This window comes from Ruegeria meonggei, from assembly GCF_900172215.1.
Classification (GTDB): Bacteria; Pseudomonadota; Alphaproteobacteria; order Rhodobacterales; family Rhodobacteraceae; genus Ruegeria; species Ruegeria meonggei.
On record NZ_FWFP01000013.1, the window covers coordinates 44,228 to 65,769 of the forward strand.

Consider the following 21,542-nt stretch of genomic DNA (forward strand, 5'->3'; position numbering starts at 1 on the left):
CCGCGGCTTCAATGGTCAGGGCACAACCTCATACGGAGTGTCGAACCAGTGTTCTTCCAGATTGCTGCCCGCCCCGATCCGGTCGACAACTGCAAACAGCCCCGAACCCTGCAACGGTGTCAGAACGCCGTGCCATGTGCCCCGGTGGTAATTCACCGCCTGCCCCGGCGCTGTGCAAAAGGCCAGTGGCACACCCGGCTGGCCCGCGATATCCGGCGCGACGATTACCAGAAACGATTGGTGCGTCATCGGGATAAAGGCCTGACTGCCCTCGGGGTGCCGCTCAACCATTTCCAGTTGATAAGGCAAGCTGCGTGGGTTTGCATTGAACAGGCTGACCCCTGCCCGACCATCCGAGAAGTCCAGCGCCGCGCGGTCGTGGTACCGGCCACACTGTCCCTGATTGATGAGCTTGTCCGGATCGCCCGCGCAATCGATCACGTCGCCAAAAGGCGCAAATGCCTCAGCCGTCAAGGGCGCAATCACAACCCTGTGGCTCATGACGGCAGCAAGTCCTGAAGGCGGAACGCAGCAATCCGTTCGACCTGTCGGCAGGCCTCGGCGAATTCAACATCGCGGCTTTGGTCAATCCGACGCTGAAACGCATCCTGGATCGAGGCTTTGTCGTGATCGCGCACCGCGATGATGAACGGAAACCCGAACTTGTCGGTGTATTGTTGGTTCAGCTTAGTGAAAGCCGCCCGCTCTGCATCGGTCAGCGCATCCAACCCGGCCGAGGCCTGTTCGGATGTGCTTTCCTGCGTTAGCCGCTTGGCCTGCGCCAGCTTGCCGGCCAAATCCGGGTGCGCGGTCAGCACACCCAGCCGCTCTTCCGGCGTGGCCGACCGGAACATGCGGGTCAGCGCGTTGAGCAACCCGCCCGCCGTGTCATGGGCCGGTCCCAGCTCTAATGCATAGGCCCGTTCGGCAATCCAGGCGGAATGCTCAAAGATTCCGCTATAGGTCGCGACAAAGACCTCACGATCCATCTGAGACGGTCTCGGCTGCCGCCTGGGGGGATGCTGTGTCGCCCAATGTTCGGCGATCTGCAGCCGCGTCGCGAACCACACATCCGAAAACCCGCGCACGTAATCCAGAAACCGCTTCAAGGCCATCACGCGTCCCGGACGCCCGATCAGACGACAATGCAACCCGATCGACAGCATCTTCGGCGCGCCCGCTTCACCTTCGGCGTAAAGCGCGTCGAAACTGTCCTTGAGGTAGGAATAGAACTGATCACCCGCATTGAACCCCTGCGGCGTGGCAAAGCGCATGTCGTTGCAATCCAGCGTGTAGGGCACAATCAACTGATCCCGCCCGCCGGTCTGCACCCAGTAGGGCAGATCATCCGCGTAGGTGTCAGCCACATAGGCGAACCCTCCCTCTTCTGCCACCAAGCGCACCGTGTTCTCAGAGCAGCGGCCAGTATACCAGCCTCGCGGGCGTTCGCCGACGACCTCGGAATGCAAACGGATGGCCTCGGCAATCTGCGCGCGTTCCTCGTCCTCGGACATGTCCTTGTGTTCGACCCATTTCAGGCCGTGGCTGGCGATCTCCCACCCAGCGTCCTTCATTGCCGCTAGTTGATCAGGTGACCGGGCCAGGGCTGTCGCCACACCATAAACAGTGATCGGCATATCCTGCATCAACCGATGCAAACGCCAGAACCCCGCGCGCGACCCGTATTCATAGATCGATTCCATGTTCCAATGCCGCTGACCCGGCCATTGCGCCGCGCCTACGATTTCCGACAGGAACGCCTCGGATGCTGCATCCCCGTGCAGCACACAGTTCTCACCGCCTTCTTCGTAGTTCAGCACGATTTGTACGGCCAGCCGGGAACCACCCGGCCAGGCGGCGTCTGGAGGATTGGCTCCGTATCCGATCATGTCACGGGGGTATCGAGGCGGCTGCATGGCATCTTCCGTTGTTGGGCGTTGTAACAGCATTAGCCTAGAAAGACGCTCATGATTATCAAACTAATCCGAACGCTGTTTCCGGTTCTTTAGGCATTTCCACTGTTTTGAACTTTGCGTCACACTGTGGCAAACCAAAAGACAAATCAAAGGAGATACCCGTGGCTGGCTATTTAACAACCCACGTTCTGGACACGGCGCGCGGCTGTCCGGCCGATGGGCTGCAAATCATTCTATATGAAACCTCCGGAGACACCCGCCGTGAACTGGCCGTCATGGAAACCAACGCGGACGGACGCACCAACAGTCCCATTCTGCCACAAGATGCCTTCAAGACGGGCACATATGAGTTGATCTTTTTCGCCGGAGATTACCTGCGCGCCACCGGTCAGGACGGGGATGATCCCCTGTTTCTGGATCAGGTGCCGATCCGGTTCGGCATGTCAGACCCTGACGCGCATTACCATGTGCCGCTCTTGCTGTCGCCCTACGGGTATTCAACTTACCGGGGCAGCTGAACCGTCACGGCAGGCACCCGCCTCTGCGTCGCTTTGAACACCGCGCACCTGCGCCGCGGCTTTGCCGCGGCGCCCGGCCCAACGCTGTGCAGGGCCCGCTGGGCACAAACAGGGGCGGTAGTGTTTCTTAATCTGCAACCTCGGCACTGCGCACGACCTTTGCAACGCGCGCAATCATGAAGTCCATGAACAGGCGCGCCTTGGGGTCCTGGTGCCGCCGATGGGTGTACAGACACGCCATCTGCACAGGAACCGGAGGCGTCTCAACCGCAACAGGCACAAGACGCCCGGCGCTCAGATGGTCTGCGACTTCAAACATCGGTTTCATCGCGATGCCCTGCCCGGACAGAGCCCAGTCGGTCAAAACATCTCCGTCATCGCATTCGAACCGGCCTGACACTGCGAACCGCTTGGGGCCGTCGGGCGTATCCAACACCCATTGGAACTCCGAGGCCCCCGGAAAGCGCAGGTTCAGGCACTCGTGCTTATCAGCGACCAGATCGGCCCCGGTGATTGGCATGCCGCGGCGTTTGACATAGTCCGGTGCCGCACACAGGACCCGCTGACAATCCGCGATCTTGCGGATTCGCAGGGTACTGTCCTCGGGCTGACCGATGAAAAACGCCAGATCAAGCCCTTCAGTCGTCAGGTCCACAGACCGGTCCGTCAGACGCAGGCGAACGTCAATCTCGGGGTATTCCGCCAGAAAATCAGGCACATGCGGCGCAAGTAACCTGCGCCCGACGCCCAATGGGGCCGCCACAAACAGCGACCCGCGCGGTGCCTCGGTCAAGTGAACGACCTGCGCCTCGGCCTCATCTACCGCATCCAGAACCGCCACCGCACCCGGATAGAAGGCCCGCCCCTGCTCGGTCGGGCTGAGGTTGCGCGTCGTGCGCTGAAACAGACGCACGCCCAGATGATCCTCAAGCTGGGAAATCCGGGCCGACGTCACCGCAGGTGAAATCCGCAGGTCTCGCCCGGCGGCTGACATACTACCAAGATCGTAGACCCTGACGAAGGTGCGGATGTTATCGAGATAGGACATCTTATCGTTTTTTTTGATACAGTTTGACAATATACGGGAATACCGAAGAAAAGCCCGCTTGCCTAGTGTAGCGGTAAGCAATCGGAGAGATCTTTCATGTACGACTTCGCCGTGTTCTGGGACTGGATGGCTTTTGCCGTGCGCTGGCTGCACGTAATCACCGCCATCGCATGGATCGGATCGTCCTTCTATTTCATCGCGCTGGACCTTGGCCTGAACCGCGACATCCCCGGCCCGGCGGATGGCGAGGAATGGCAGGTGCACGGCGGCGGTTTCTATCACATCCAGAAATACCTGGTCGCGCCCGAGCGGATGCCGGACCACCTGACCTGGTTCAAATGGGAAAGCTATGCCACGTGGCTCAGCGGCGCAGCGCTGTTGATGATCGTCTATTGGGTCGGCGGAGAGCTTTACCTGATCGACGCGCAGAAAGCTGATCTGGCGCTGTGGCAGGGCATCCTGATCTCGGCTGCGTCACTGACCATTGGCTGGCTGATCTATGACTTCCTGTGCAAATCGGGGCTGGGTGAACGTCCCACCCTGCTGATGGTGCTGCTGTTTGTTCTGCTGGTGGCGATGGGCTGGGGTTACAACCAGATCTTCACCGGTCGCGCAATGATGCTGCATCTGGGCGCATTCACCGCCACGATCATGACCGCCAATGTGTTTTTCATCATCATGCCAAACCAGCGCATCGTGGTGGATGACTTAAAAAACGGGCGCACGCCCGATCCGAAATACGGCAAGATCGCCAAGCTGCGTTCTACCCACAACAACTACCTGACACTGCCGGTCGTGTTCCTGATGCTGTCGAACCACTACCCGCTGGCCTTCGCGACCGAATACAACTGGATCATTGCCGCACTGGTGTTCCTGATGGGTGTCACGATCCGGCATTACTTCAACACACGCCATGCCCGCACGGGCAATCCGACCTGGACATGGCTGGTCACCGCGTTGCTGTTCATCGCCATTATGTGGCTGTCCACCGCACCCATGTACAAACCGCTGGAAGAAGCCGAGGCGCAGCCTTTGACGCCATTTGAACAGCGTTTCGCAGCCGCTGACGGGTTCGAAGAGGCACATGACGTCGTGCTGGGCCGTTGTTCCATGTGCCACGCGCGCGAACCTGTGTGGGAGGGTATCCTATGGGCCCCAAAAGGCGTGCTGCTGGAGACCGAAGGCGACATTGCCCGCAACGCCAAACAAATCTACCTGCAGGCGGGCGTCAGCCACGCTATGCCGCCAGCCAACGTGACCTATATGGAACCCGAAGACCGCGAGGCGATCATTCGTTGGTTCCGCAGTGCCGGGTCCTGAAACACCAGTAGGACAAGCACACACGCCTTTATTTCGGGCTGTCTTTCGATAAGTCCTTTCCCTGCGCGGAAACTGATGCTCTAACATGAGTAATATCAGCCGTTGTTTACATAAGACGGCGATATTGATTTCGACTTGGGGCAGTTGGAGCCATTCGATGCACAGGAGCAGGCCGCAGGTCTTTGTCAAAAAGTGCCTTATCGGCATTGCTGTCGCCATTCTGCCGACCTCACTGGCCGCCCTGGAAACAACGCTGTCAGCACCCGGTGCACCAAAGGCGTTGGTTGAGCGGATTGAAGAAACATCCTCAATCGCTACGGCCGAGGATCGCGGGCTGGACACACCGCTGGAGATCTTGTCTGCCGCGTTGTCCGATTATCGCACAATCGTTCAAATCCTGTATGACGAAGGGTATTTCAGCCCCATCGTCAGCATCAAGCTGGATGGTCAGGAAGCCGCAGACCTAAGCTCTCTCAGTGTACCGGCAAAGATCAATCGCGCTCTCATTACCGTCAATACCGGCCCCACTTTTACCTTTGGCACAGCCATTGTCGAACCGGTTGCCCCCGACACCATGTTGCCCGAGGAGTTCGCCACCGGAAAGCTGGCCACAACCGGTGCCATTCAACAGGCAGCCTCGGCCGGAGTTCAGGGCTGGCGCAATGCGGGCCACGCCAAGGCCACCGTTGACGGACAGCGGGTCATTGCCCGCCATGTGCAGAAAAAGCTGGACGCTGAAATCGACCTCGAGCCGGGGCCGCGCCTGACCTTTGGCAAAATGATTATCTCGGGCGACACCGATGTGCGCCACAGATCAATCGAGAAGATCGCAGGCTTTCCCACCGGAGAAGTCTATTCGCCGGAGAAAATTCAAAGGGTCGGCACGCGGCTGCGCCGCACCGGCACGTTCAATGTCGTTTCGATCGAGGAAAAAGACACTCCCAACGCCGATGGCACGCTGGATTTCGATGCCACATTCGAGGACCTGCCCAAACGCCGCCTGACCTTCGGGGTAGAGCTTGCCTCTAACGCCGGGCTGGACCTGACCGCGACCTGGACGCACCGAAACGTTTTCCGACGCGCCGAGAGGCTGCGGTTCGAAGCCGCGCTGCGCAATATCGGCGGTACCGAAGACCTGGACGGTCGTATCGGCCTGCGTCTGGATCAGCCCGACCGGCTGGGGCCGGATGACAACACGTTTTGGAGCGCCCTGCTGGAACGGCGCAACACCGAGAACTACAACGTATCAGTCGCGTCGCTGGCCTATGGTGCACGACGCACCTTTTCCGACCGGCTTTATGCCGAGGCTTCGATCGGGTTTCAGTGGTCGGATGCGGATGATGCCTATGGCGATGGCCGCAAGTTTCGTTATTTCATCATCCCGTTCCGGTCCGAATGGGATCAACGCGACAGCAAAGTCAGCGCCACACGCGGGTATTACCTGGATGCACAGGTCATGCCATTTGTCGGACTGTCTGGTACGGAAACTGGCCTTCGGATGTTCTTTGACGGGCGCGGTTATACCAGCCTGCGTACAAATGGGCGGATTGTTCTGGCCGGTCGCGCCCAGTTGGGGTCGATCATTGGTCCATCCCCCGACGGGGTAACGCCCGACTTCCTGTTCTTCTCGGGCGGTGCTGGAACGGTCCGTGGACAACCTTTCGAAAGCCTCGGCATACCAGTCGGAGGCGGCGTGGCCGGGGGTAAGTCCTTTCTTGGACTTTCCGGCGAGGTGCGCGGGAAGATTACGGACACGATATCGCTGGTCGGGTTTTACGATTATGGTGTGGTGGACACGTCCTCATTCATCGGCAGCGGGGCGGAATACCATTCGGGTGCCGGGCTTGGGGTCCGGTACGATCTGGGCGGTTTCGGCCCCCTGCGACTTGACCTTGCCCTTCCGGTACAGGGAGATACGGGCGACGGTTTGCAATTCTATATCGGGATCGGGCAGGCATTTTGATACGGCGGCTTTCATACCCTGTGCTGACCACTGTTCTTGTGCTGTCCGCACCACCTGTCGCAGCACAGGACGACAGCGGCGGCAGCATGATCGAGCAGTTCCTTCAGGACACGCTGTCGGGGGATGACCAGAACGTCTCGGTCAAGGGTCTGCAAGGGGCACTAAGCGCGCGTGCCACGATCGAAGAGATTACCGTCTCGGACGACGAAGGGGTCTGGCTGACAATCAAGGATGCCGAGCTGGACTGGAACCGTTTGGCCCTGATCCGTGGCCGGTTCTCGGTCAATACACTGACAGCGCAGGAAATCGACATCGCCCGCACACCCGGAACAACCACAAAGGAAACACCGCCGCCATCGGCGGAAACACAGCCTTTTCAACTGCCCGAGCTGCCGGTGTCCATCGAGATCGGTGAAATCAAAATCGACGAGCTGTCATTGGGTGAGCCGCTGATCGGGGTGGCAGCTGATCTTTCGGTTACCGGGAACTTGTCGCTGGCCGATGGCACGCTGGACACGCAGCTGGACATTATCCGTCTGGACCGGTCCGGCGACAGGATCACGCTGACTGCCGGGTTCCAGAACACCTCGCGCGAGATCAATCTGGATCTGCTGGTGAACGAGGCAGAAGGCGGGTTGATCTCAACCGCGCTGAACATACCCGACAGCCCCGCATTGGGTCTGTCGGCGCAAGGCGCTGGACCGTTGACTGATTTCACGGCGGACATTGCGCTGAGCAGCGATAAGCAGCCTCAGGTCACCGGACAGGTCCGCCTGCAGGCCGCCGAAACCGGTGCTGCGGACGGGATCGCCTTTACCGCCGATCTAGGCGGTGACCTGACACCGTTCATGGCCGAAGATCTGGACCCGTTCTTCGGACCCAAAACGCGCCTTTTTGTGGATGGCCAGACCAAACCGCGCGGCGCGCTGGACATCTCGGATCTGGAACTGACGACGCAAGCACTGGAAGTGAAGGGTAAACTGAAACTGGCCGAGGGCGGCACCTTACAACTGGCCGCGCTGCAAGGGCGGATTACCCCGCCTGATGGCGAAACCGTGGTTCTGCCGGTCGCAGACGGAGAGACCTCGATCGAGGCGGCGCAAATCTCAGCTCTGTTTGACCAACAGAATGGCAACCTGTGGGACCTGAGCCTGACAGCAGATGCTTTCCAGTCGCCACAAGCCAAACTGGACAATGCAAGGATCACGGCGCAGGGCACGCTGGAACAGGGCGATGCGATGACCGTCCAAGGCGACCTTCAGGCCATCGTGGACGGGATCGACCTAAGCGATGCGGCACTGACCACGGCGCTGGGTCAACGCATCACTCTGGACGGTCAGTTTGCCTATGGCAGTGACAAATCGCTGAACCTGTCGGGATTTGAGCTGGTAGGCACAGACTACACCCTGGCCCTGGATGCGCTGATCGCCGGGTTGAACAGCGGTCTTACGGTTGACGGGTCAGCCCAGTTGGATGCGGCGGATTTGTCGCGGTTTTCCGATCTGGCCAAAATGGATCTGGGCGGGTCGGCGACGGCCCGGGTCAATGGCAAGGGATCGCCGCTGGAAGGCAGCTTTGACGGCAAGCTGGTTGTCGAAGGCAGCGACCTGGTTACCGGCCGTGACGATATCGATCCAGTGATCAAAGGAGAAACGACGATCACGCTGGACGGCAGCCGCGGCTCTGATGGCATCAGCATCCGCGCGTTCGAGCTGAACAGCGAGGCTGCACAGGCCCAGGCCAGTGGCGAGGTCACTACGCCTGATGGCAATCTCTCCATCACCGGGCAAGCCAGCGTGAACGCGCCCGATCTGGCCGTCTTTTCGGGTCTGGCCCAGCGTGATCTTGGCGGTTCCTTGCAGGCACAGCTGAACGGTACAGGCACGGTGCAAACGCTGGAATTTGACGGAACCGCCAGCATCAAAGGGCAAGACATTAAAACCGGCATGCCCGAGATCGATCCACTGCTGAGCGGGCAGACCTCGATCACATGGGATGGAGCGCGCACGGCTGATCAGATTGAGATCCGTGAAGCGACCGTCAACGGAACCGCCCTGACCGCGCAGGTTGCCGCCACCGTGAACGACCCGACCGGAGATCTGTCAGTTGATGGGAACGCCCGCGTGAACGCACCCGATCTTTCGCTGTTTTCGGGCCTTGCCGGCCGCGACCTCGGCGGGTCCCTCGACGCTACAGTGCAAGGCAACGGCAACCTTTCCAGCCGGGTGTTTGATGTGCAAGGCAATCTGAACGCCGACGACATTCAGACCGGCATCGATATTGTCGACAAGCTGATCAAGGGGCGGACCACCCTGACCGTCGATGCCGAAAACGGCGATGAGGGTCTGGATGTGCGGACCTTCAGCCTGAAAGGCACCGCCCTTTCGGCCAATGCGTCGGGGAAAGTAGATCGCGCCTCTGGCGGTCTGGATTATTCCGTTGTTCTGGACGACATGTCGCGGATCGCCACCACACTGTCGGGGCCACTGACGCTGGATGGCAATGTTGCCCCGACCGCGTCCGGGCTGGAAGGCACAGCCAACCTGCGCGGGCCGGACAGCTCTTTCGCCTCGCTCAAAGGTCAGGTGAACAATGACGGCTCGGCAGACGTGGATTTTGATGCCAAGCTGAACAGGATCGAACGGTTTGCGCCCGAGTTTCCCGGCACCGTCTCCGCCAAAGGCAATGCCAAGCGCGACAACGGCGTCTGGACCGTCAATGCCAAGGCCGACGGGCCAGCGCAGATCAGCAGCAATGTTTCTGGAACCTTCGATGAAGGCTCCGGCGAGGCGGATCTGAAGGCCACTGGCGGGATCAATATCGGTGTCGCCAACTTGTTTATATCGCCCAACAAAATCGACGGAACGGCCCGGTTTGACCTGGCGCTGAAAGGCGAACCCGCACTGGATGCGCTTAGCGGTTCGATCACAACCTCGGGCACCTCAATGGCGATACCGGGCATCGGGCAGACGATCACAGGCATCAGCGGGTCGGTCGATCTGGCACAAAGCCGCGCGACGATTTCCTTGAATGGCGGAGTGCGGGCGGGTGGTAACTTTACGGTCGCCGGACCCGTGGATCTGACGCCGCCATTCAATGCCGACATCGTCACCCAGCTCAACAGCCTCGTTCTGACGGACAGGCTGTTGTACGAAACCACCCTGAACGGTCAGATCGCCATGACCGGCGCATTAGCAGGTAACAGCGCGATTTCAGGGCAGATCACGTTTGAAGAAACCAACATCAACCTCGCCGCTGCCGCCGGTGCGGTGGGCGCGGCACCTATCCCGGACATCGAACATGTCAACGAAAGCGCACCCGCGTATCTGACCCGCGAGCGCGCGCGCCTGGTAGTCGATGAGAATGCCACCAAAGGTGAGTCCCGCATCGCGCTGGATATCAGCCTGTTGGCCCCCAAAGCGGTGTTTGTCCGTGGCCGCGGTGTGAATGCCGAACTTGGTGGCCGGTTATTCATTGGCGGGACTACAACCTCGGTCATCCCGTCTGGTCAGATCGAATTGATCCGCGGCAATTTTGATATTCTGGGACGCCGGTTGGCGCTGACCAAGGGTATCGTGACCCTGCAGGGGGATCTGACGCCGTATATCGAGTTCGAATCCTCGACCAGCACCTCGGACGGGACCGCCACAATCGAAATCGCCGGTCCATTGGATGCGCCTGAGGTCGACGTGTTTTCAGACCCTGAACGCCCGACAGAAGAGGCGCTGGCCATGTTGTTGTTCGGCAATCGGTTCTCGGAACTGTCACCCTTTGTAATTGCCCAGATGGCGGCGTCATTGGCACAACTCAGCGGCGCCGGCGGTGACGCAACCAAGGGGCTGAGGGATGCAACCGGTGTCGACACGGTAGATATCGGCGCATCAGCAGGCGGCGCGGGGCGTCTGGGCGCAGGCGCATACCTCAGCGACAATCTGTATACTGATTTCACCGTCAACACCGAGGGCGATACCGAGGTAAACCTGAACCTGGGCGTAACCGACAATTTCACCGTACGCGGCACGGTCGACGGACGTGGTGAAACCGGCGTGGGTGTATTTTTCGAACGAGACTACTAAAGGCGCTTACTTTCGACGAATGCCAATCTGTTGCCCAACCTGCGACGCGGGCTCCAGATCCGCGTGATCAGCGACCATACGCGCCAGCCGCGCGGCAGCCCAATCCGAATAGGGTTCCGACCGCCCTGTCGCGTGGCTGACATTCATGAACAACGCCTCTTGCGTGGCGCAGACCACATCATCAACACCCGAGACCATCTGCGCAAAATAGTGGCCGCGTTTCTGGTCGGCATCCAGCATCCGAAACCGGAAATAGAGAGGCTCATCCGGCTGGGCCTCGCGCAGAAAATTCATACTTGATTGCAGCACATAGGGCCCCTGCCCAAGTGCGGCGACCTGACCCTCTCCTAGCCCAAGATGATCGACCATCAGCCGTTCCAGCGCCATGTCAAAAACCACACCATAAAATCCAACATTCATGTGCCCGTTATAGTCAATCCACTCTGGCAGCACCGAGAACCCCCGAACAACAATCGGCGCATCATATGGGCCGTCATGGCCGCTTAGTGGTTCACTCATCTGGTGTTCCTTCTTCGGTCTCGAAAATCGCGACAGCGCGCACAAACCCTGCCGAGGCCCCTTTGATCTTGAACGGAAAGCACGAGATTTCGAAACCTGAAGGCGGCAGGTTTTCGAGATTGGTCAGCTTTTCGAGGTGGCAATAGCCGATGTCCATCGAAGCACGATGCCCTTCCCAAATGATCGAGGGATCCTGCGTTTCGGCATATTGGCGGGCAGTCAGAGGAAATGGCGCATCCCAGCTCCAGGCATCCGTTCCAGTGACACGAACACCTCGCTCGGTCAGGTACATGGTCGCCTCGCGACCCATGCCGCAGCCTTTTGTCAGATAGTCAGCCTGCCCGTACCGTGTACCAGCTGCGGTGTTCACCACCACGATATCCAGCGGTTGCAAGTCATGACCGATACGCTTCAGTTCTGCGTCAACATCGGCGGCGGACGCAACATAGCCGTCTTCGAAATGCCGGAAATCCAGTTTTACACCGGGGTTCATGCACCACTCCAGCGGTACTTCGTCTATGGTGATCGCCCGCTGGCCTTTGTTCATGGTGGAATGATGATGATACGGCGCGTCCAAGTGGGTGCCATTATGGGTCGCGATCTGAAGCCGCTCAATGGCCCAGCCCTCGCCCCCCGGCAAATCTTCTTTCTGCAAGCCCGGAAAGAACGCCATGACCTGTTCCGCGGTTTGGTCATGGGTCAGATATTCGATTTCCGGCAACATGATCGGCGGGTCAGAAACGATACCGGTTTCCAACGGAACCGAAAGATCAACGAAACGACGCGCCATTCTCATCTCCATCATCACGGCCTGTCTCAGGGTTGGCCGCGACCAACCCGCTGTCAAGACGCGAAAAGGCGGGCCCGATTGAGCCCGCCTTGCACACGGATAAAATGCACCTACTCCGCCGCGATAGCGTCTTCGATCTTTTCGACGCGAATGGCCGAGAATTTGAACTCGGGGATTTTACCATAAGGGTCGATGGCCGAGTTGGTCAGGATATTCGCCGCAGCTTCGACATAGGCGAAGGGGATGAACACCATATCCTCGGCAATCGCGCGGTCCGCACGTACCATTATTTCGATCGATCCACGACGCGTGGTCAGGCGGATCAACTCACCCGGTTCAATCCCCATCAGTTTCAGCTGGCGCGGGTTCATCGAGCAGTTCGCTTCCGGTTCCACAGCATCCAGAACCGTGGCGCGACGGGTCATCGATCCGGTGTGCCAGTGTTCCAACTGACGGCCGGTGGTGGCGATCATCGGGTATTCCTCATCCGGGGCCTCATCCGGTGGGATGACGCTGGCCGGGGTGAACCTGGCCCGTCCATCAGCACGCGGGAAGCCATCGCCGAACACGATCGCCTGACCGGGATCGGTTTCGGACAGCGACGGATAGGTGATCGTCTCGGTCTCAAGCCGGTCCCACGTGATGTTATCTAGCGAGGCCATGGTCAGCTTCATCTCGGCGAAGACCTCAGACACGTCTGTATAGTCCCAGTTCAACCCGATGCGCTGCGCCAGCTCGACCGTGATCTTCCAATCCTCGCGCGCCTCACCCGGTGGCGTCACGGCCGGTCGCACACGCTGCACCTGACGGTTGGTGTTCGACACCGTGCCGTTCTTTTCATACAGCGCCGACGCGGGCAGGATGATGTCGGCATAGTTCGCCGTTTCGGTCAGGAAGATATCCTGCACGATCATCAGCTCAAGCTTGGCCAGCGCTTCGCGCGCATGGCCGACATCCGGGTCGGACATGGCCGGGTTTTCGCCCTGAATATACATGCCCTTGATGTTGCCCGCATAAGCCTGATCGATGATCTCGGTGACCGTCAGTCCCTTTTCGTTCGAGAAGTCGTCCGAGTTCCAGACATTGTTGAACTTGGCCCGAATGTCATCATCCATAACCGACTGGTAATCCGGCAGGAACATCGGGATCAAACCGGCGTCCGAGGCACCCTGCACGTTGTTCTGACCCCGCAGCGGGTGCAAACCTGCGCCCGGTTTGCCAACATTTCCGGTCATCAACGCCAGACTGATCAGGCAGCGCGAGTTATCCGTGCCGTGGATATGCTGGCTGACGCCCATACCCCAGAAAATCAGACCAGCCTTGGCCTGCGCAAAGGTACGCGCGACCCTGCGCAGCTGAGCCGGCTCAATACCACAGATCGGGGCCATCGCCTCAGGCGTGAAGGCGCGCAGATGCTCTTTCTCGGCCTCCCAGTTCTCGGTCCAGCGGTGGATGTACTGGCTGTCGTACAGTTCCTCTTCAACGATCACGTTCATGATCGCGTTGAGCATCGAGACATCAGCACCCGGACGGAATTGCAGCATTTCATCGGCAAACTTGCGCATCCCAACGCCGCGCGGATCCATCACGATCAACTTGCCGCCGCGTTTGGTGAACTGCTTGAAATAGGTCGCGGCAACGGGGTGGTTTTCAATCGGGTTGGCCCCGATGATGATAACCACGTCCGAGTTTTCGACCTCGTTAAATGTCGCGGTCACAGCGCCCGAGCCGACGTTTTCGATCAGCGCCGCCACGGATGAGGCATGGCACAAACGCGTGCAGTGATCGACATTGTTGTGGCGGAAACCCTGACGGATGAACTTCTGGAACAGATACGCCTCTTCGTTGGTGCATTTGGCCGATCCAAAGCCAGCGACGTTGCGCGGATCTTCATCTCGCAGCGTCTTCAGCTTGGTGGCCGCCAGATCCATCGCCTCTTCCCATGTCGCTTCACGGAAATGCGTACCCAGATTGCCGGGATCAACGTTCAATCCCTTGGCAGGGGCGTCTTCGCGCCGGATCAACGGCTTGGTCAGACGGTGCGGATGGTGGATATAGTCGAACCCGAACCGGCCTTTGACGCACAGACGGCCTTCGTTGGCGGGGCCATTGATGCCTTCGACGTATTTGACCTTGCCGTCCTTGACCTTGAGCGAGACCTTGCAGCCCACGCCGCAGAACGGGCAGACGCTTTCGGTCTCGGAATCGTAATCCTTGCTGTCGCCGTGCTGTTGGTCGTCCAGCACCGTTGCGGGCATCAGTGCGCCGGTCGGGCAGGCCTGAACGCATTCGCCACAGGCCACACAAGAGGACTCGCCCATCGGGTCGTTTTGGTCGAACACGACCTGCGCGGTGTGCCCGCGACCGGCCATGCCAATCACATCGTTCACTTGCACGTCCCGGCAGGCGCGAACGCAGAGGTTGCAGTTGATACAGGCGTCCAGATTGACGCGCATCGCGATGTGGCTGTCATCCAGCAGCGGGATTTTCGCAGGTTCCTTCGCAGGAAAGCGGCTGTCATCGACGCCGTTCATCGCTGCCATGCCCCAGAAATGGCTGGAGTTATCATGCGCCACTTCGGGCTGATCGGCCACCAGCAGCTCCATCACCAGAGCGCGCGATTTCTCGGCCCGGTCGGTGTCGGTTTTGACCACCATGCCTTCCGCTGCCGGGCGGATACACGAGGCGACCAATGTGCGCTCGCCTTCTACCTCGACCATACAGGCGCGACAATTGCCGTCAGGCGTGTAGCCTGGTGCCGGTTTGTGACACAGGTGCGGGATGGTGAACCCCTGCCCCTTGGCGGCTTCCCAGATGGTCCAGCCTTCGGGCACGGTGACGTCATTTCCGTTCAAGTTGAAGGTGACGGTCTTTGTTGGGCTTGCATCAAGCATTGCTCTGTCTCCCTCAGATTTCGTCAGCGAAGTGTTTGATGACCAGGCGGATCGGGTTCGGGGCCGCCTGCCCAAGACCACAGATCGAGGCATCTCCCATGACCTGGCACAGGTCTTCCAGCAGGTCCTGATCCCATGTGTCAGCCTGCATCAGCTTGACCGCCTTTTCACAACCCGCCCGACAAGGCGTGCATTGGCCACAGCTTTCATCCTCGAAGAACCGCAGCATATTCAGCGCGGCGTCGCGGGCCGCGTCCTGATCGGACAGGACCACCACAGCGGCAGAGCCGATGAAGGTGCCCAACGGCTGCAGCGTGTCGAAATCCAGCGGCACATCGTCGATGCTGGCTGGCAGCAAGCCCGAAGACGGCCCGCCCGGTTGATAAGCTTTGAAGGCGTGACCCTCGGCCATACCACCGGCGGCGTCGATCACGTCCAGAATGGTTGACCCTGCGGGCAGCAAGAATACACCCGGATTGGCCACCCGGCCCGAAACGGAATAGCTACGCAAACCTTTGCGACCATTCTTTTCGACAGAATTCAAAACCTGCGGCCCTTCGCGGCAGATCTTTGACACCCAATGCAGCGTCTCGACATTGTGCACCAGCGTTGGGCGGTTAAAGACCCCAACTTGCGCCACGAACGGAGGACGGTGACGCGGCAGGCCCTTCTTTCCCTCGATCGACTCGATCATCGCGGATTCTTCACCGCAGATGTAAGCACCAGCACCCCGGCGCAGGTCAATGTAACCCTTTTCGACGATCCCGGCCTCTTCCAACGCGGCAATCTCGCGGGCGAGGATTTCCAGCACCGCAGGGTATTCATCACGCATGTAGATGAAGCAGGTCTCTGCCTCGACCGCCCAAGCAGCGATCAACATACCCTCAAGGAAAACATGCGGCATACGCTCCAGATAGTAGCGATCTTTGAACGTGCCGGGCTCGCCCTCATCGCCGTTCACAGCCAGATAGCGGGTACCTTCGTTCATGCGAACAAAACCCCATTTCTTGCCAGACGGGAAACCTGCGCCACCCAGACCGCGCAGGCCCGAGGACAGGATGTCTTCTTGCACCTTTTCCCAATCACCGCTGTCACGCAGCTCTTGCAGCTTGGCATAGCCGCCGTTGGCGGCATAGGCGGCAAAGGCCTCATATTCGGGCAGATGGGCGTGGGTGTCACCGGCCGCAATCGCCGCCTGCACTTTTTCCGGGGTCGCGTAATCGATATGGTTGTGACCGATCTCCAGCACAGGGGCGGTGTCGCAGCGGCCCATACAGGGCGCGCGCAGCACGCGAACCTCAGACGAGTCCAGCCCATCCTCCAACGCCTTTTGCAACTGCTGGGCACCAGCCATTTCGCAAGACAGGGAATCGCAGACCCGGATGGTCAGCGCGGGTGGCGGGGCTTTATCCTCTTTCACCACATCGAAATGGGCATAGAAGGTGGCGGTCTCATAAATCTCGGCCTGACCTAGGCGCATATCCACGGCCAAGGCGGCGATGTGGTCGGCGCTGATATGGCCATGCGCGTCCTGAATCAAATGTAAAAACTCGATCAGAAGATCACGGCGCCGGGGGCGATCGCCCAGCAGGTGCGCAATTTCGACCTGTGCCTCATCCGTGAACTGACGGCCTTTGGGCGTGTGCCGCCCCTTGCCTTTACCTGACTTCCAGACGCCCTTGGGTGCGCCTGATGGCTTGGTATCTAATGGTGCCATGATGCCCTCCGATTAGGACTTCGTTTCTCATCAGACTAGCATATCGTCAAATCGCTTATTACTATCGCACGATAACGACAGGTTATCACCGTAAAGACGTCACCACCGCGCGCAAAGCCTCGACCGTTGGCAATTCCGGCTCGCGTATCAGTGTGGCCAAACAAATTGGTTTGCTGACAACCGGATCCACCAAAGGCAGCACTTTCGTGCCCTTCAGCTCTCCAAGTGCCCGCACCAGAACACGAGGGACAACCGTGGCCGCCAACCCCTCGCGCGCCATCACCATCGAGGCGGTAAACCCGCTGGTCTCGGCCACCACATCCGGATGCAGCCCCTGTTCTTCGAAGATATGGTCCAGAATGCGCCGGTTCTGCATTCGCGGTTCTAGCAGGCTGAGCGGGAATTCGGCCACCCGTGCCCAGGGGATCGGGCCGGTTTCATCCGTCATGTGGGACGGCAGCAGCAAAACATAGGTCTCTTCGTATAGAGGCTGAACCTGCCGCAGATCTGTGCCGATACTGTCGCCATAAGTCACACCGGCATCAAGGCTGCCCTCGTCCAACCGATGTTGGATCGCAGTTGAAGACATGGTTTCAATCCGCGTCACGATCCGGGGATGGGCCTGCCGCAAGCGTTTGGTCAGACGACCGGTAAAAGCAATCGCTGTCGGGATCACCCCAAGGATCAATGTCCCGGTGATTTCGCCCTTGGCGGCCAGCACCTGTTGCTCCAGGGCCTTGGTGTCATCAAGAATACGCCGCGCCCGCTGGACGATCATCTCACCTTCTTCGGTCAGGCCCTGAAACCGGTTGGCCCGCCGCACGATGGACACGCCCAGCCGGTCCTCAAGATTGCGGATGCGCATCGAGAATGCTGGCTGCGAAATCCCACATTCCGCGGCCGCCTTGGCGAAATGGCGATGCCGCGCCAAAGCGCTGAGCAATTGCAGGTCGCGGATCTCGATCATCTAAGGTTATCCCAGGGGGCAGGTTGAACGGCAGACTAGCGGGTTTTGCGCGGGGGGAAAGCGAGAGTTACTGCAGAGCCCGACGAGGGGCGGTTTGGTATTGGTGCGAGAATTCAAACAACTGGACGTTTCAAACGCAAAGCAAAAGCCAACTCTGCAGAATTAGAAGCTGTTTGATAATCTACTATTGTCAGTCTTAAACTCGATGCTGAAGCAGCTTGGTTTCACCATCTGAAATCACCACGCCCTTACGCCAAAGATGATCCTTCATCACAGTCGGGTATTTGCTTGCGTAGTCACGGTATTTGTCGTTGGTCACGGCAAAAGAGATCGGCATGTGTTTCAGAGCCTCTAAAATATACTTGTCTGCCTGAACGCCGCCAGGAACGACATAAACCTCGTCTTCTTTGAGGCCAAAAATTTGTGCCAGCAGGATCAAAGAATGTCGTTGGCTGCTTGGAAAAGCCCCGTGTTCACTGAGTGTATGAAAAATACTGGCATCAAAGAAACAAACGATACGGTATCCCTGTGAGCGGAGCAGATTGGCGATCTCACCAAGCGGTTGTGCATCCAATCCGTTGTCATGCCCAAGATGGTAGATATTGCTGCCATCAAAAACAGCCGTTTTTTCATCCAGTCTGAGACCCCGCAAAAACCCCTGACGGTCATTGGCCAACAAGAAGTGCTGTTTACCTGTGCGAACTCTGCGAACTACAAACCACCAAATGATAACAAGTGCAGACAGAAGGATCAAAACCTGAGTGTTCTTCGAACCTGACGATCCTAAAAGCCACCACACAGACAGTGCAGATATGCAAACCAACAGACCAAAGCTCAAGAGCCTTTGCAGGGTGCACCATAACCATGCGACGGTATTGCGGTCTTGTTTTGAGGCAAAACCTTTTGAGAGCACTTCACCTAATGTAGTTGGTTTGGAAGCCATAGTGGGTCTTATGCTAATGCCCATTGGGCAAATGGTTGTTAAGTTAATCTTGGGCAACCATAAGAGCTTATAGCGGACTTAGCCTGTTCTCACTTCGACCCCAATGCGTCATCCTTCAGGCTCTACGTGTTGAACAGAAAATGCATCACATCGCCATCCTTGACGATGTATCCCTTGCCCTCGGCCCGCATCTTGCCCGCTTCTTTCGCGCCCTGCTCACCATTGGCGGTGATATAGTCGTCATAGGCGATGGTTTCGGCACGGATGAAGCCTTTTTCGAAATCGCCGTGGATCACTCCGGCGGCCTGCGGCGCGGCGGTTCCGGTACGGATGGTCCAGGCACGTGCCTCTTTCGGGCCGACGGTGAAATAGGTCTCGAGCTTGAGCAGGTCGTAACCTGCGCGGATCAGACGATCGAGGCCGGGCTCTTCCAGGCCCATCTCTTCCAGGAACATCTGGGCCTCATCTTCTTCCAGCAGGCTGATCTCTTCTTCGATCTTGGCGCTGATGATGACGTGCGCGTTGCCTTGTGCTGCGGCGATCTCGGCTACGCGAGCTGAGTATTCATTGCCTTCGGCGGACTCTTCCTCTGAGACGTTGCAAACGTAAAGCACCGGTTTGGTGGTCAGCAATTGCAGCATTTTCCAGGCCTTGTCGTCTTCGGCGGTGACCTCAACCAGACGGGCCGGCTTGCCGCTTTCCAGCATCGCCTGCGCCTCGGCCAGCAGGCGTTCCTGCTGCTGAGCCTCTTTGTCGTTGCCCTTCAGCTTGCGCACCAGATTGGCGCGGCGCTTTTCGATGCTTTCCAGATCGGCCAGCATCAGTTCGGTCTCGATGGTATCGGCATCGGCTACCGGATCGACGCGCCCATCCACATGGGTCACGTCACCGTCTTCGAAACAGCGCAACACATGGGCAATCGCGTCGGTCTCACGAATATTGGCCAAAAATTGGTTGCCCAGCCCTTCCCCCTGCGAGGCGCCTTTAACCAAACCGGCAATATCCACAAACGTCATCCGCGTCGGGATGATCTGCTTTGAACTTGCGATCGCGGCCAGCCTGTCCAGCCGGTCATCAGGGACCGCAACATCGCCCACATTTGGTTCGATGGTACAGAACGGGAAATTCGCCGCCTGCGCGGCCGCGGTCTTGGTCAACGCGTTGAACAGAGTCGACTTGCCGACGTTCGGCAAACCCACGATTCCCATTTTAAAGCCCATGCTGGCCTCCTGAAGCGATACGACGGCGTCTTCTATGCAGGTCAGGAGAAATGCGCAACCCAGAGGCCCAAATTGGGCCGAGTCCGTTTTGCAACATCACACATCTGTCAAGCACAGTTGATAACTGGATGGTTGCAATCATCGATCCAGCGTCACCAAATGTTTCATAACGCGCAACAGAACTGACGAATTACGACCATGAAATCACTCATTCTTTCCGTTTTCCTAATGGCAACGGCCACTGCCGTTCAGGCCCAATCCGTCATATTTGGCGCAGGCTATTCAGACTTCTCGAGCGGCGCATCAGACGATCATGCGCTTTTTTCGCTCGAGTATCAGCACAGACCTTTTCACCAGGCGACGCGGTTCAGCGCAGGCTTGGGCGCGGCGCTGTCGGTGGACACCGCCGGAGATACTCATATCGGTGCCGGACTGGTCGGTCTCTACAATCTGTCCGACCGCTGGTTTGCCGAACTCAGTGTCATGCCGGGCTATTTCAACGCCGGGGACGACGACAACGATCTGGGTGGCAACTTTCAGATCCGCAGCCTGCTGGGTGTTGGCTACACGCTGGACCGCGGAAACAAGATCTCGGTGGCCGTGGCGCATAAGTCCAACGCTAGTACCAACTCCTCCAACCCGGGCGTAAACTCAGTGTTACTGCGCTATCACTACGGGTTCTGACGCAATCTGGCCCTGGCGGGATTGATTTCCGGTCAAAGTTTCTGCACATCAGGATCAACTCTGAATGCAAGGACTGCAGATGACCCGTATAGATGCCAAGTTCGCTGCCCTGAAGGCCGAAGGGAAAAAGGCCTTTGTGTCTTACATCATGGCAGGCGACCCCGATTTCGACACCTCGCTTGAAATCGTAAAAGGCCTGCCCGGCGCCGGCGTCGATGTGATCGAGCTGGGCTTGCCCTTCACCGACCCGATGGCAGATGGCCCTACCATTCAGGCCGCGGGTCAACGGGCATTGGAAAGCGGCATGACCTTGCAGCGCACGCTGGATCTGGCGCGCGCCTTCCGCGAATCCGATGACACAACGCCGATTGTCCTGATGGGGTATTACAATCCGATCTACAGTCGGGGCGTCGACACGTTCTTGGCAGATGCCAAAGCCGCGGGGATCGACGGTCTGATCGTCGTCGACCTGCCCCCGGAAGAAGATGAAGAACTGTGCTTGCCAGCACAAGCGGCGGGTCTCAACTTTATTCGCCTTGCCACCCCAACCACAGATGACAAACGCCTGCCCCGCGTTCTGCAAAACACCTCGGGCTTTGTGTACTATGTCTCGATCACCGGCATCACCGGAGCGGCCGAGGCTCAGGCCACCAATGTCGGCCCCGAAGTGGCCCGGATCAAATCGGCAACCGATCTGCCGGTGATTGTTGGGTTTGGCATCAACACGCCTGACAAATCCAAAGCCATCGCCAGTGTCGCAGACGGGGCTGTGGTCGGGTCTGCCATTGTCAGTCAGATTGCCGAAGGCAAATCTGTTCCCGATGTCCTGGGCTTTGTCAAATCGCTGGCCGACGGAGCCCACTCCGCCTGACCACAGCCAAATTCGCGTTTTCAACCGCCGCAGTGAGTTCTTTGCTTGCTGCGGCTTTTTTGTTGTCTGGACGCGATTGACCCACGCGTCAATAAA

Annotated in this window: 16 protein-coding genes; 6 read left to right on the forward strand and 10 right to left on the reverse strand. The window is 58.7% G+C overall.

Annotated features, from left to right (window positions below):
• Nucleotides 1–15: 15 nt before the first annotated feature.
• Together RUM8411_RS18725 and puuE are read right to left on the reverse strand one after the other, a co-directional pair.
• Nucleotides 16–501 carry an ureidoglycolate lyase gene (locus tag RUM8411_RS18725; RefSeq protein ID WP_085824248.1) on the reverse strand — a complete coding sequence of 162 codons (486 nt, stop codon included), beginning with the start codon at nucleotides 499–501 and terminating at the stop codon, nucleotides 16–18.
• Nucleotides 498–1,916, reverse strand: a complete 1,419-nt coding sequence (gene puuE, locus RUM8411_RS18730) for an allantoinase PuuE (RefSeq protein ID WP_085824249.1) — start codon at nucleotides 1,914–1,916, stop codon at nucleotides 498–500. Before puuE ends, RUM8411_RS18725 begins: the two co-directional genes overlap by 4 nt.
• A 161-nt stretch (nucleotides 1,917–2,077) precedes the next feature.
• Here puuE and uraH point away from each other — a divergent pair, with 161 nt between their 5' ends.
• Entirely contained in the window at nucleotides 2,078–2,434 is a 357-nt protein-coding gene (gene uraH, locus RUM8411_RS18735) for a hydroxyisourate hydrolase (protein WP_085824250.1), read from the forward strand.
• A gap of 127 nt (nucleotides 2,435–2,561) precedes the next feature.
• On the opposite strand, the gene RUM8411_RS18740 is transcribed toward uraH, so the two are convergent.
• On the reverse strand, nucleotides 2,562–3,482 hold the full coding sequence (locus RUM8411_RS18740) for a LysR family transcriptional regulator (RefSeq protein WP_085824251.1): 921 nt from the start codon (nucleotides 3,480–3,482) through the stop codon (nucleotides 2,562–2,564).
• 96 nt (nucleotides 3,483–3,578) lie between these two features.
• Here RUM8411_RS18740 and RUM8411_RS18745 point away from each other — a divergent pair, with 96 nt between their 5' ends.
• The 3 genes from RUM8411_RS18745 to RUM8411_RS18755 all read left to right on the forward strand — a co-directional run bounded on the left by RUM8411_RS18745 (nucleotide 3,579) and on the right by RUM8411_RS18755 (nucleotide 10,841).
• Nucleotides 3,579–4,802 carry a urate hydroxylase PuuD gene (locus tag RUM8411_RS18745; RefSeq protein WP_085824252.1) on the forward strand — a complete coding sequence of 408 codons (1,224 nt, stop codon included), beginning with the start codon at nucleotides 3,579–3,581 and terminating at the stop codon, nucleotides 4,800–4,802.
• Nucleotides 4,803–4,959: 157 nt separating this feature from the next.
• Complete coding sequence (locus tag RUM8411_RS18750; protein WP_085824253.1) at nucleotides 4,960–6,765, forward strand: autotransporter assembly complex protein TamA; 1,806 nt, start codon at nucleotides 4,960–4,962, stop codon at nucleotides 6,763–6,765.
• Between the two features lie 20 nt (nucleotides 6,766–6,785).
• Nucleotides 6,786–10,841, forward strand: coding sequence for a translocation/assembly module TamB domain-containing protein (locus RUM8411_RS18755; RefSeq protein WP_234995294.1), 4,056 nt, complete (start codon nucleotides 6,786–6,788; stop codon nucleotides 10,839–10,841).
• 6 nt (nucleotides 10,842–10,847) lie between these two features.
• On the opposite strand, the gene RUM8411_RS18760 is transcribed toward RUM8411_RS18755, so the two are convergent.
• From RUM8411_RS18760 to ychF, 7 genes are all read right to left on the reverse strand, one after another.
• Nucleotides 10,848–11,360, reverse strand: coding sequence for a thioesterase family protein (locus tag RUM8411_RS18760; protein WP_085824254.1), 513 nt, complete (start codon nucleotides 11,358–11,360; stop codon nucleotides 10,848–10,850).
• Nucleotides 11,353–12,150: a cyclase family protein gene (locus tag RUM8411_RS18765; RefSeq protein ID WP_085824255.1), complete on the reverse strand. Its 798-nt coding sequence runs from the start codon at nucleotides 12,148–12,150 to the stop codon at nucleotides 11,353–11,355. The genes RUM8411_RS18760 and RUM8411_RS18765 overlap by 8 nt, the downstream gene beginning before the upstream one ends.
• Nucleotides 12,151–12,260: 110 nt before the next feature.
• Complete coding sequence (fdhF, locus tag RUM8411_RS18770; RefSeq protein ID WP_085824256.1) at nucleotides 12,261–15,044, reverse strand: formate dehydrogenase subunit alpha; 2,784 nt, start codon at nucleotides 15,042–15,044, stop codon at nucleotides 12,261–12,263.
• A gap of 13 nt (nucleotides 15,045–15,057) precedes the next feature.
• Nucleotides 15,058–16,761, reverse strand: coding sequence for an NAD(P)H-dependent oxidoreductase subunit E (locus tag RUM8411_RS18775; protein ID WP_085824257.1), 1,704 nt, complete (start codon nucleotides 16,759–16,761; stop codon nucleotides 15,058–15,060).
• 85 nt (nucleotides 16,762–16,846) lie between these two features.
• Nucleotides 16,847–17,728, reverse strand: coding sequence for a LysR family transcriptional regulator (locus RUM8411_RS18780; protein ID WP_085824258.1), 882 nt, complete (start codon nucleotides 17,726–17,728; stop codon nucleotides 16,847–16,849).
• Nucleotides 17,729–17,924: 196 nt separating this feature from the next.
• Entirely contained in the window at nucleotides 17,925–18,671 is a 747-nt protein-coding gene (locus RUM8411_RS18785) for a hypothetical protein (protein ID WP_143534935.1), read from the reverse strand.
• 122 nt (nucleotides 18,672–18,793) lie between these two features.
• On the reverse strand, nucleotides 18,794–19,891 hold the full coding sequence (gene ychF, locus RUM8411_RS18790) for a redox-regulated ATPase YchF (protein ID WP_085824260.1): 1,098 nt from the start codon (nucleotides 19,889–19,891) through the stop codon (nucleotides 18,794–18,796).
• Nucleotides 19,892–20,089: 198 nt separating this feature from the next.
• Between ychF and RUM8411_RS18795 the strand changes: the two genes are divergently transcribed.
• Nucleotides 20,090–20,575 (forward strand): acyloxyacyl hydrolase, encoded by a 486-nt coding sequence (locus RUM8411_RS18795; protein WP_085824261.1) that lies wholly within the window; start codon nucleotides 20,090–20,092, stop codon nucleotides 20,573–20,575.
• 79 nt (nucleotides 20,576–20,654) lie between these two features.
• A complete protein-coding gene (trpA, locus tag RUM8411_RS18800; protein WP_085824343.1) occupies nucleotides 20,655–21,446 on the forward strand; it encodes a tryptophan synthase subunit alpha in 792 nt (263 codons plus the stop codon).
• Nucleotides 21,447–21,542 lie beyond the last annotated feature (96 nt).